General features: G+C 35.3%; 10 protein-coding genes and 1 pseudogene. 2 read left to right on the top strand and 9 right to left on the bottom strand.

The features are described from left to right. Positions 1–93: 93 nt before the first annotated feature. The 7 genes from cas2 to B5X51_RS13410 form a co-directional block, all read right to left on the bottom strand. Positions 94–438: a CRISPR-associated endonuclease Cas2 gene (cas2, locus tag B5X51_RS13435; RefSeq protein ID WP_079721707.1), complete on the bottom strand. Its 345-nt coding sequence runs from the start codon at positions 436–438 to the stop codon at positions 94–96. A gap of 43 nt (positions 439–481) precedes the next feature. Next, complete coding sequence (gene cas1, locus B5X51_RS13430) at positions 482–1,378, bottom strand: type II CRISPR-associated endonuclease Cas1 (RefSeq protein WP_079721706.1); 897 nt, start codon at positions 1,376–1,378, stop codon at positions 482–484. A 3-nt stretch (positions 1,379–1,381) separates the two neighbouring features. Further along, positions 1,382–4,645: a type II CRISPR RNA-guided endonuclease Cas9 gene (gene cas9 / locus B5X51_RS13425; protein WP_245828756.1), complete on the bottom strand. Its 3,264-nt coding sequence runs from the start codon at positions 4,643–4,645 to the stop codon at positions 1,382–1,384. A 1-nt stretch (position 4,646) separates the two neighbouring features. After that, positions 4,647–5,654, bottom strand: a complete 1,008-nt coding sequence (gene cas9, locus B5X51_RS16035; protein WP_245828755.1) for a type II CRISPR RNA-guided endonuclease Cas9 — start codon at positions 5,652–5,654, stop codon at positions 4,647–4,649. Positions 5,655–5,882: 228 nt separating this feature from the next. Beyond that, positions 5,883–7,145 (bottom strand): type II toxin-antitoxin system HipA family toxin, encoded by a 1,263-nt coding sequence (locus B5X51_RS13420; RefSeq protein ID WP_079721705.1) that lies wholly within the window; start codon positions 7,143–7,145, stop codon positions 5,883–5,885. Positions 7,146–7,150: 5 nt separating this feature from the next. Continuing rightward, the gene (locus B5X51_RS13415) at positions 7,151–7,414 is read right to left on the bottom strand and encodes a helix-turn-helix domain-containing protein (protein WP_079721704.1); all 264 of its coding nucleotides are present in this window, start codon (positions 7,412–7,414) and stop codon (positions 7,151–7,153) included. Between the two features lie 97 nt (positions 7,415–7,511). After that, positions 7,512–7,802 carry a hypothetical protein gene (locus tag B5X51_RS13410; RefSeq protein WP_176132765.1) on the bottom strand — a complete coding sequence of 97 codons (291 nt, stop codon included), beginning with the start codon at positions 7,800–7,802 and terminating at the stop codon, positions 7,512–7,514. 241 nt (positions 7,803–8,043) lie between these two features. Here B5X51_RS13410 and B5X51_RS13405 point away from each other — a divergent pair. Continuing rightward, positions 8,044–8,328 (top strand): annotated as a pseudogene (locus B5X51_RS13405) (ArsR/SmtB family transcription factor). A gap of 18 nt (positions 8,329–8,346) precedes the next feature. Continuing rightward, a complete protein-coding gene (locus B5X51_RS13400; RefSeq protein WP_079721702.1) occupies positions 8,347–9,234 on the top strand; it encodes an arsenite methyltransferase in 888 nt (295 codons plus the stop codon). A gap of 67 nt (positions 9,235–9,301) precedes the next feature. Here B5X51_RS13400 and B5X51_RS13395 read toward each other — a convergent pair whose 3' ends face one another. Together B5X51_RS13395 and B5X51_RS13390 are read right to left on the bottom strand one after the other, a co-directional pair. Continuing rightward, complete coding sequence (locus B5X51_RS13395; protein ID WP_079721701.1) at positions 9,302–10,282, bottom strand: YihY/virulence factor BrkB family protein; 981 nt, start codon at positions 10,280–10,282, stop codon at positions 9,302–9,304. 42 nt (positions 10,283–10,324) lie between these two features. After that, positions 10,325–12,091 (bottom strand): mechanosensitive ion channel family protein, encoded by a 1,767-nt coding sequence (locus B5X51_RS13390; RefSeq protein ID WP_079721700.1) that lies wholly within the window; start codon positions 12,089–12,091, stop codon positions 10,325–10,327. Between the last annotated feature and the right edge of the window lie 2 nt (positions 12,092–12,093).

The raw sequence follows: 12,093 nt of genomic DNA, 5'->3' as shown, positions 1-12,093 counted from the left end.
TGCTGGTATCCTGTTTTTTAAGGTGTCTCTTAGAATTAAAAAATAAGAAGCTTTTGAGATGTCTTGACTGCATTGACTAGGATATTTAAAATCCTAGAAAAGTTCAAGTTGTTGGGTAGGAGCCTCTGGGACGGTTTCTTTTCTTCCGTGAAAAAGTTCAATCATGCCAAACTGCTTATCGGTTATTTGCATTATACATACTTTCCCTTTTTTTGGAAGATTTCTCTTGGTTCGTTTGGTGTGTACATCTGCATTTTCTCGGCTGGCGCAAAACCTGGTATAAATTGAAAATTGAAACATTCCAAAACCATCATCAAGGAGGTCTTTCCTAAAACGGGTCGCTGCTTTTCGTTCTACCCTGGTTTCCGTTGGAAGATCAAAAAATACTAATACCCACATACTTCGATACTGATTTAAGCGTGAAAATTTTTCATCCATATAGTTACTGTTGATTTTCCAACTTTATCCAAACCGAATATCATTATTGATAAACCGGATAAAGAATCCTTCGACTTAGATTGGCAAAGCACTCGTATAAAGAATTAGTCGTCCTACTAAGGGCCACCATTAGCGGACTCCATTTTCCATCAATAAAAACATCTAAGGCTGGGATTTTTAGAAGTTGGGATTTCAAGTCTGTAGTCAATTCGTCAATATTCTTTTCCGCAACCACCATTTCATAAACCAGGTCATCTACATAAATGCGATAAGGTTCCATAATATCATCGGCCAGGGCAAACGCATTGTACTTATTATGATGAAAGATTCCCACGCCTGGCAGTAAGCCGGAACTAATTAGGGCTCTTGCAGCAATTGCTCGTAGAATTGCATAGCCGTAGTTTAGCAGATTATTTGGAGGATCCCCGTGTCTATATCTGGTAAATCCTTCTATATCAAAAAGGTTCTGCCAATAATGGGCGGCTGCAACGGCTTCGTGATTTTCGGTATCGCCGCTTTTGACATCACCTGCCCAGCGCGCCAGTTTTTTATGGTTTTTATTTCTTCGGAAAAGGTGCTGTGCCTGATTGTTAATTTTAGCACTTATGGTTTGCTGCCATAGGTTTTTCTTTAAAGGTAAACTAGCACTGAGTTGCGCTGAAAAACGTTCTGTTTGTTCCGTATGCCCAACAAGCGGTTGCAAAATAGAGCAGGGTAGGTGCTGTTTATCGCAATTTACCACCGCAGCTTTGTTCTGAATAAGTTTGGTTATGAGTCCGTTTGTTAGCGTGATCTGCGGGTTCTCTAATACTAGCATACCAATATCTTCAATGGGAATTGTTTTATTTACTTTTCCTTCTTCAGGGAAAGATACTACTAACTGTTCATTTTTTGTGCTTAAATAGGCGGGATTGGCAAAAAAAAGGCTGCGTTTAATCATAGATTATATATTCCAATTAATAGAACCATCTAAGTTTATCTCAAAATCTTTTTCTTCTATGGCAAAGTTCCAATTTCCGGCTGTTAGGCGCATTAGAGGCTGTTCTTCGAAACTTCCAAATGGAGAAGCTTCTTTGTACTCTTTTGGTAATTTTTTAATAATATCGATATTTGGTCCTGATATTAAATGATGTTTGAATTTTATTTTATCTCCGCCTTTTCCCCGCTCAAATTGATACATTTTATACATTCGTTTAGAAAGTTCTTTTTCATCAAGCTCCATTAACTCCTCCAAACTTTCTTTATAAAAAATGGCCTTTTGTCCTGTCTTCAAGATTGCATACAGTGAAAGTTGGCTTTTTTTCTTTTGAATGAAATTGAAATGGGGAATTTCAAAGAATTCTTTTTCATCTTCAATCTCTAATTTTGCCAAATCAAAAATTCCGATGTTATTGATCGCCCTTTCTTCTTTGCCTTTGATTTCACCTTTATAAAACAGGCAAAATATATTATTTCCACCCTTAGCGATTGTTGAATGCTTATATTCTTTATCAGAAATAAATACATGTTTGTGGGGTTTTACAGCGGCATTATAACTTAGTCCTTTAAATTCACATCGTATATGCCTAATTTTATTGACTTTTTCTCCTTTTCGGTTAAGCATATATATACCCGTTTGTAAAGCATCTTTAAAACTGCCTGCATCTTCAACTTGCTTTTCTATTATCTGGAACAAAGCTTTATCAATAATGACTTTTTCTATCTCATCTAATTTTTTGAAACCTGGTGTATTATTGTCTTTAGCATAAGCAAGAGGTCTTCTAATTACAAGCCTGATTTTGTCTTCCAAAACCATGCTCTTTTCTTCATTAAAAATAATCGTATTATCCTCGTTACGTTTGGGTTGTTTTATAGCTCCGTAAAATGACTCATCATGCAACTGACCTCGAATGCTATCGCCTTTAGCCCATTTAGGGTCACCATTTTCTTTTCGATCTATTTTTCCACGTTTTCTAAGTTTTTTAAAGGTCGAATTTAAAGTTCTATGCTCTTTAAGATTATTAATGAGTGTCTTTTCTTCTATGTTTTTTATATATGAAACTTTAAAGTTGTCCCACTCTTTCGGGGTTTCGTGGTAAATCTCTCCAAAGCCTTCATCCTTTCTTAATTGGTATTCTTTAATAATTTTGTCCCGTTGGGCAGCTTTCGGAATTAATGTGAGAATAGCTCCATCTACTGCGTGATGACTGTGTTTTGAACGATCTTTTTTATCACTTCTTAATTTTACATTGTACACTTCTTTAAATATATCAACAACACTTCCTTTTTGAACCTCTACACGATTAAAAACTGTTTTAAGATATGGCACTGCATATTTGGTCATTATTTGGGTGTCGCGTAACTGGCTATTACGCCAGCTAGCTTTGTACTCTTCAATAGTAAAAGTTTGTAGTTTTTGCTTTAAATAATCTAATTCGAACTTTAACTTATGTCTTTTCTGGATAAGGCTATCCCTTTTATCTTTAGGTTCAACACCTCTTAAACTACTTAATTTACTTAGTTGAAATTCAAGTTCCGCAATCTTGCTCCACTTTTCAATAGTAATTTCTTTCTGTATACCTTTTTTCTTTATAGTCTTTTTCTCTACACTTCTTTTGCCGAATAAGGCTTCAATATTTTTCAGGATAGGCTGAAGAGGCTTTCCATTAAAATCACCTTCTGAATCATAATTATCAAGTTGTGTGGGGAATTTTTTGCCTTTGATATTCGAATTGTAATTTTTGTCTGCCAGTGTTAGGTTTTTTAATTCGTTATCAAAACTAATGCTTGCGGGAATGGTATGCTCAAAATCATAGTATTCGCCATTCAACAAGTCGCATTTATTGATCATTGCTCCGGTATACATGCATTTTTTACCTTGTTCTTCCCATAACCTGATTTTTCGAATTAACGCTTTACTGTTAGGGTCAAAACTTGTGTTACATTCTTGGTTGATTTCTTCAATAGTATCCCTGAACTTTTGGTTTTTCTTTTCTCGTTCACTTTGCCATTGTTCTAGAGCTTTACGGTAATTGGCGTCATTTAGCTCCCTTGCAATTTCAACAACAATCCTAGTATGAGCATTAATTAGTTGTGTTTGTAATAAAAAGTTTAGCAATTGCTTTAATTTATGTAAACTTTTTAAAGCCATCGGATTTTTAAAACCTTTGCTTATTGGTTCCGGATTTCTTAGAAGTTTTAATGAAATCCCGTCTGCCTCGGCATGAGGGTTGCGGTGTAAAAAAGAATTGAGTTCGGATTCCTTAATATAGAATACTTTGCCTTTTTGGTTTATTTCCTGATAAGTATCTGAATTTGGGTACTTTTCTTGTTCTGAAGGATGCCATAAATATTGAATGTTTTTTTTGGGAACTTGTTCTGGATAATGTTCCTGCAAATATTTGAAAATAGCGTCATGAATTCTAGGCTGTTCTATGAAACTCCCTTTCTTGGCTTGAAATGGTTTTTGAAGAAATTCTTTATATTTTTCTTTTACGAAATTCACGTATTCCTCTTTCTGGTCTTCATCGATCTCTCCCCATGTTTTATCACCTAAAACAGCAACAATATGTTGTTTGATCAAGTTCACATCTGATGTATCCAAATCTTCGTGTTCGCCTAAATGATAATCTCCTTCAGCCACCAGCTCTGTTCTGAATAAACCATTTAAAACATTATTTAACTTACGCTCGGTAGAAACACTTTCGTAAATTTTATCAATCTCAAAAGCAAAATGATTAATAAACTCATCTGAAACTTCATGAGTTCCCAGAACTTTTTGAAGGTTGCCCATATATACAGCCTTGGAATAAGTAAACCCTTTTTGAAGATATGGTAGAATCTTTTTTATAGCTGATAGGCTTAAAGTAGCATAGCCTTGTTGAAGTCTTATTTTAGAAAATTTCTCTGCCTTCGCTTTTTCAAGTTTTAACTTTTCTAACGCAAATTCTTTTAATTTTTCTTCGCTATCAAAGGTGAATAATACATGCCAAAGGTCTTCAAAGGTATAGTAGCTTGAATTTTTCTTTGTTGGTTGAGCATTTCGAACAAAAGCATCATTCCAACCTAAATTTTCTTTCCAGTTTTCACCAAAAATATCTTCAAATTGTTTCAGTAGCTTTGTTGAAAGTACTTTTGTCTTTTCTCTTATTGCATAACCGGAAGTAATTGTTGCCTCATCTTTGTCTAATTGATTGAGAATAGATTTAAGGCTGAAATCATTTCCCACTTTATAAAAAATAGGATAGATTTGTCTCTTTTAAATAATCTTCCTGTTTCCAACCTTGCGGAGCTTCAATCTTTAAATTATTGATAAAAACCCAGGTTCTATATTCTTCATATAACGGGTGGCTAATGGGGGCGCGTCTTTTGTTTTTTTCATAGGTACACAATCCTACCGAACCTTTTTGGGTACGCAAAGGCCTTTGCCAGATAATTGCTTTCCAAAGTTTTTCATAAGATGTTTTTTCCAAGCCTTGAACTCGACAGATTTCCTTTAATTCGTTTTCATAATCTTTTCTAAGATTATAGCGCTGACGGATTCTTATTTTTTCACCATTAGTGGATTTTTCTTTTTGATAATGGTATAATGCTGCTCCTAAGCTTCGGTGTTTTATAATATAATCTTTAATTTCATTTCTGCCAGGCGTGTCATTATTTTTGCTGCCCTCTAACATAGTTTTAGCCTCCTCTTCATCACGCCCTTTAAAACCACGGCGTTGCACTAAATGATAAAATACCCTACCTAGGATTTGAGGATTCTCCTGAAAGACTTTTTTATCATCTTCATTTTCACTTACTGCTTTAGCACGAAATAAGTAATGGTTTTCGTGTTTGTCACCTCCAAAAAGGCGAAAATCTGGTTTGCCATCTCCATTAAAATCGTAACGTAGCCAATTGATAAAAGTCTCGGTTTGTGGATACTTTCTAGGACTGTTTTTGTTGTATTTCCGCCATTCATTTAATTCTTCAATGGTTAAAGGACACATTCTTTCTTTTATAAGAAATTCCAGTAATTCCCATTTTCGGTATTTTTCTGCCTGGTAGTTTCTTCTTTTCCCCCTACTTTCTGTACGTTTTTTAACTTTAGGAAACTCAATTCCTTTCTCTTCACCAACTCCTTTATCAAATATTAAAACACCATTTTTTATGATTTGATTGTCAGTGGCTGTTATATCTCTAATTGCCCATCCGATGCTATTTGTTCCAAGGTCAATTCCTAAAGTTAAGTTGTTCATAAAAAATATTTTTATATATTTGGATTACTGAAAGCTTTTCACAATAAGGCTATAAGCCGAAGAAAAATCTTAAATCCTGCGTACTCCGTGGGATTTTTCTTTTTTTTAACTGCAAATTAAATTTCAGAGGTGATTATATTATTAGGAAAGTAGGGTAGCCTAAAACTTATTAACATAATTACTGAAAATAATTATGATTTCCTACAAAAAATAAGGGAAAACCTGTAGTTAAATAAAGATTTTGAATTCTTTAGAAATTTTTTCTACCACGTAAGCAGGAATATTAAGCTCTTCTGCTATTCGCGGCCAGTTAGAAATCTGCTCCTGAACTTTCTCAATAATCCCTTTCGGATTTTTAATCGAAAATTCTTCTGCTAACCCAAGTAGATCCTTTAGCTGGATATTATCACGTTTATTATTAATAGACAGCGCACGGCTGATCTTATGATAATTGAAATCTACGTTTAAAGGGTAGGTGAGATCATAAGCAGGAGCGAGGTTCCATTTGTCAGAATTCTTATTATATATAAAAGAATGGTTTTTTAAGTGATCATCAATATTGGCAAAGACCAAATTAAAAACCATTCGCTTAAAAAGTTCCTGAATCTCATTATAAGGTATTTTTAAATCCAGAGCTAATTTGAAAAGATTTTCATAGGATGAGTTTTCTGGTTTTAGAAAATCCCATCCCGTTAAGCCGCTTGCAGTTAGTACATGTTGTTTTGCGCCGTTTTGCCTGTCATATCTTAGCGTGGTAAAATGCTTGTCGTTAATTAGGTTAGAAGGCATCATTGCTATTCCGGTGGCAGTGGCCATTTTATAGTATGCATATTCTACGACTTCTTTATTATAACTATCTTCATTTAAGGAAAGCTTTACCAGGTAATGCTTGTAATCCTCAGAGGAAACAATATCCCCGGGGATAATTTCTCCGGTCTCAATATTTTCAGAAATTAATAGTTTCGGTCTGGCTCCACCGGCAGAGGTACCCATTTTGAAAATATTGAGTAAAGCCAGGTTGTCTAAGTTCTTTTCTGAAGTATGTTCTTTTTGATCTATAACTTGCTTTAATACACTAATAATTTCTTCAAGGTCAATTGCTGAAGTTTTGGGAAGATTCTGGGCCGGTTCATATTCCAGAGCACCCATCCCGCGATTGGCTACATAGGTTAACTGTTCAAGAGGTGTAAGTTTTGTCTTATCTTTATTATTTACCTCAAACCATTCTTTAAAAATAATATTACCGAACATATCTGGAAGAGAGTCTGCTATGGCTGGAGGGAGTCCTTTGAAAGTATTTCCTTCATATTCGGAGAATACCTGAACTGGTTTTATTCGTTTAATGATATACGGGAAAATGTTTTGTAATTGAATTGTTTCTAAAAATTCCGGATTATACTGAAAGAAACTCTTACGTTGATCCAAATCGTAATCTAACTTTCCAACCTCATAATCAAATAGCTTTACATTTAGGATAGTATTTTTAGCCATAATGGTTAATATAAGGAGCGATTAGTATTTTGTTCATTATAAGATTTTACACCATTATAAAACTTCTCCAAATCCTCGAAATGGTGAGCAATTTTTAAAACAGTATCGATGGTTGAATTTCTCCCGCTTTCAAATTTCTGAATAGTATACCTAGATATTCCCAGTTGATCAGCCAATTCTTGCTGGCTTAATTCAAAACGATCTCTTTGAAGTTTACACCATTTACCTAGTTCTTCTTTAGTTTGCTTTATAGTGACGAGTTCGAGCATAATGTATGTTATAATAAACAAATATAGCTAAAAAATAGGTTTTTGTGGATTATAACAAGCTTAAATTATAATAGTGTTTCCATTTCATGCCCCATATCTACCATAACCTTCGCCGGTGTCTTTCAAAAAAAAGTAATTTTCCGATGATCTCTTCCCGGTTATAGGCCTTGTCTTCTTTTCCCACATCATCCAGGTACAGTTTTCCGCGATAATAATCTTCCAGTTTAAAATAGCTGTTCTGGTCTTTTTGCGATTCATAATACAGGCTAAGCATATGAACGCTTGAGATTCGAGAAAACCAAAGTTGTGTACTTCGGGTTTGCTCCAGAATTACTCTTCCTATGTGATGAATGGCATCAAAAAGCGTGGATTTTCCTAAGCCATACACCAACAATCCTTTTTCAAGTCCTGGTTTATTTTTTATGATTCGAAATTCATTAAAATTGGTTCTAAAGAACTTAATCTGGGTTTTTTCGGATGGCTCCCATTCTGAACGATAACAGATAACCAAAGAATAAGATAGAGGAAATTATTTGTTCTTTATATTATTAATCGTAATATTGCAATGAAGTGATGAAAATTAAAGTGGGTTAGTAAGAACTGAGAAATTTACCGATCTACAAAATCAAATTGCATTATGCACAAAGGTTTTGGACATCCTGCCAGGGTAGTAATTTTGCAAAACCTATTTAGGTTAAATACTTGTTGTTGTGGCAATTTAGTAAGTGAAACAGGACTGGCTCAGACTACGATTTCACAACATTTAAAAGAGTTGAAAACACTTAAGCTTAATTAAAGTGAGTATTGAAGAAGCAAGTGTTTGCTATTGGATATATAAAGAAAATTGGGTGGCAATGAAAATCCTAATCTCTAAATTTTTGGGCCGCGATATAAAACTTAGAGAAGTTTGTTGATAATAAAAAATAGCAGTTATGAATAAAGAACAAGAATTAAAGAATATAGTTAAGCAACGATATGCCAAAATTGCTGAACAGGGAAAAGCAGAGAATGCTTCCTCTTGTTGTGGCGCCACCACTCCGTCAAATAAAGTATACAATATTATGATGGATGATTATTCTGAAACCAAAGGATATATCGAAGATGCCGATTTAGGCTTAGGTTGCGGTTTACCAACTCAGTTTGCGAAAATTAGCAAAGGAGATACCGTGATCGATTTAGGTTCTGGAGCGGGGAATGATTGTTTTGTTGCAAGGCACGAAGCCGGTGTGGAAGGAAAAGTAATCGGAATCGATTTCACTCCAATTATGATCGAAAAAGCCAGGGCAAATGCAGAAAAACTTGGTTATAACAATGTTGAATTTAGGGAAGGTGACATTGATGCAATGCCAATAAATAATAATATGGCTGATGTTATTGTGAGTAATTGTGTTCTAAATTTAGTTCCAAATAAACAAAAAGTAATAGGAGAAATTTTTAGAGTTTTAAAACCTGGAGGCCATTTTAGCATTTCTGATATCGTTTTATTAGGAAATTTACCGGAAGCTTTAAAAGAAGATGCAGAAATGTATGCTGGTTGTGTTGCCGGGGCAATTCAAAGAACAGATTATTTGCAAATGATACAGGATAATGGTTTTCAAAATATAGCTATTCAAAAGGAAAAACCAATCACAATTCCAGATGATATTTTAAGCAAATATCTTACTTTAGAACAAATTAATGATTTTAATAAAGGAGAAACAGGAATTTTTAGTATTACGGTTTATGCCGATAAACCGGGATTAAAGACTATTAAAACCAAACAAAATATTTCTGAAATTGGAAATTCCAGTTGTTGTTCTTCTGAGACCAATTGCTGTTAATGGCAAATATCTCTTATTATAGAGAGAATTAATGACTTTTTTCTAAAGGCTTGCTTTGGTTCTTGGTTCAACAATCCTCATCAGGATCTTCAACTGCGCAATGGTCGGCGTGCCAGGCATTTCTTTCACCCATTGGTCTTTCCATTCCAATAGTGGTGTCGTGGCGAGTTTGGTGTTCCATTTCTGAGTTTATTTCAGCTCCCATCAACACAATAAAAGCAGTGAGAAATAGCCATAACATTAAAATAGCTACTGCGGCAAAACTTCCGTAGAGATCGTCGTAGCTTCCAAAATTAGCTACGTACCATGAAAATAATATTGAACCTGCTAGCCAAAAAATAGAACCTATTACTGCGCCCCAGCTTACCCAACCAAATCTTGGGTTAGTTCTGTAGGGTGCAATCTTATAAATCATACTTAAATTTAGAATTAAAATAAGTCCCAGGAATACCCAACGTAACCAGTTTAGCATATTTTCCAGTTGAGGAGTTAATCCCAGGTTTTTTACGAGTAGGGGAAAGAAAATTACAATTAACAAACTAATAAGTCCTATCACTAAACCACCCAGAGTGAAAAGCAGGCTTAACAGGTTCTTCTTGATAATTCCTCGACCGTCAATTTCGTCGTAAGCAATGTTGATCCCTTGAAAAAGAGCACTAGTACCCTTATTCGCACTCCAAATACTTATTAGAATACTTATAAAAAGTCCCCACCCAATTTCCTTTCTGGAACGTTTCAGAACAGGTTCCAGAAAATCGGTGATCATTCCAAAAGCCTGGTCGGGTAAAATTAGACTTAAGTATGAAATCTGTTCTTCAATTTTAGCTGGTTCTAGAACAAGGCTGTAAATTGAAATAGCGGCGACAATGGTCGGGAAAATGGCTAGAAAGAAATAAAATGCAACGCCGGCTGAAATTATTTGCACATGGTCAAATTTCATTTCCTTATAAACGCGTTTCCCAATATCTATCCAGCCCGATACGGGAATTTGATGAGGCCATTTGGCTTCTTCTCCACGGTAATTTTTTTTTCTCTTCGGGTTACTCATTTCTAATTACTTTGGATTTTTTAAGGTAAATTCGGTTAAGTCTTATTTTTTTTCTATTCCTGTACTTGAACCTTCTGGCGGATAACTGGATTTATTTCTAAGCGCATCAATTTGTTCCCTGGTAAATTGGGGAATTGGCATTTCTCGTTCTTTTTTCCAACTTTCAACTTTAGCTTTAGCTTCAGCCGATTTCTCTTTAGAAAGTCCCTGATCTTTTCCGAAGTAAATAGTTTGAGAAGGGAAGGCGAAATCAGTTCCGCTCTGGTCTACAATCTCCATCATTCTAAGCATAAGGTCTTCCCGTATTTCCAGAAATTCATCATAATTACGGGCTTCTAAATAAGCGAAAATTTCCAGGTCTAAAGAGTGTGCACTAAAACCAATAAAACGAATCCTGGCCGGATCTTCGTAAACTTTTGGATGTGCATAGAGTACTTTTCGTAGTTCGGCAAGTAAAAAGCGTAATTGGTCTGATGAGGTTTCATATCTAAAATTTAAAACACTTGCAAACCTGAACCTATCCCGGTGGGCATAATTTTCTATTGTATCAGATGAAAAAGCACCATTGGGAATAGTAACTACCGTGCGATCTAAAGTACGAATTCGGGTAGAGCGAATACCTATTTTTTCAATATGTCCCGTTACTTCTCCCACTTTACAATAATCACCAACCCTAATAGGTCTATCGGCTATTAAAGTAACACTCCCAACAAAGTTTTCTATAGTTTTTTGTGCACCAAGGGCCAGTGCTATACCACCAATTCCTAAGGCAGCCAGGCCTGTAGTTACATCAATGCCTACTGCTCCTAGAATAGCGATGATACCAAAAGCTACGATAGCGATCTTAGCGGCCCGCTGTAGAAATAGAACTATAGAGACGCCGGCGGGATTTCCGCGTAATAGCATTTTTTCCTGAGTGATTTTTCCAATAAAGTCAGATAGCCTCCATAAAAGAATTAGAATGGCAGCAATTCCTACCGTTATGGTTATAGCGCTGAATTTTTGTCTTAGAATAATTGAAAGCTCAAGGTTTCTGGAGATGGATACAAATATCCATACGGCCATATAAAGTTTTACAGGCAGCTTTAGCGTGGTAATAATTCCTGCAACAGGCGAATGTCTTGCTTTTTTCCATAATTTTTTCAGTAGATAGATTATGATTGAAACTATTAATAAAGAAATAAAATAGCTTAAAGCCATAAGAACAACTGCAATTATCCACTGCCCGGCCGGAACGCCTCCCCAAAGATATTTTTTAAAAATACCTGGTGTTATTTCATCAATAAAAGCAGAATTTTCCAGGCTAAGTGAACTAATAGCACTGGTGGTTTCAGAAGAGAAAAGCCATATTGGATACCCCGCTTCATCATCATACTGTTCTAGGAAAATTTCTATAGTCTCGCCATCGGCATTTACGCTTCCTATTTGTTCCAGGTTGGCATCTAAGCCATCATCTAATTTGCCACTTTGCTCATTACTAATTATATAATAAGGCTGTATATTTCCTTTTTGATCAAATAAGCGTTGCAAAACCTGGACGATTTGCTCTTTCTGCTCTTGCGAAGAAATTCCTGGCGGAAAATTCAAATATCTAGCTGCAAGATTATAATTTACCCCGGCCATAGCGTCTATAAAACCATTTACGGTTCCTCGAGGAGTTCTTCTTCCCAGAGGGTCCTCTGGAATTTTATCTTTTTCCTGTTCTTGGTTTTGTGTAGTAGATAAAGGGAATTGAGCCTGAATACTTGAGCCGGAAAGCAAAAGTAAAACTATAATAATAACCTTGTAAATAGGGGGAGTTAGCTTCATGA

This window comes from Salegentibacter holothuriorum (genome assembly GCF_900168045.1).
Lineage (GTDB): Bacteria > Bacteroidota > Bacteroidia > Flavobacteriales > Flavobacteriaceae > Salegentibacter > Salegentibacter holothuriorum.
This window is presented reverse-complemented; position numbering and strand designations above follow the sequence as displayed.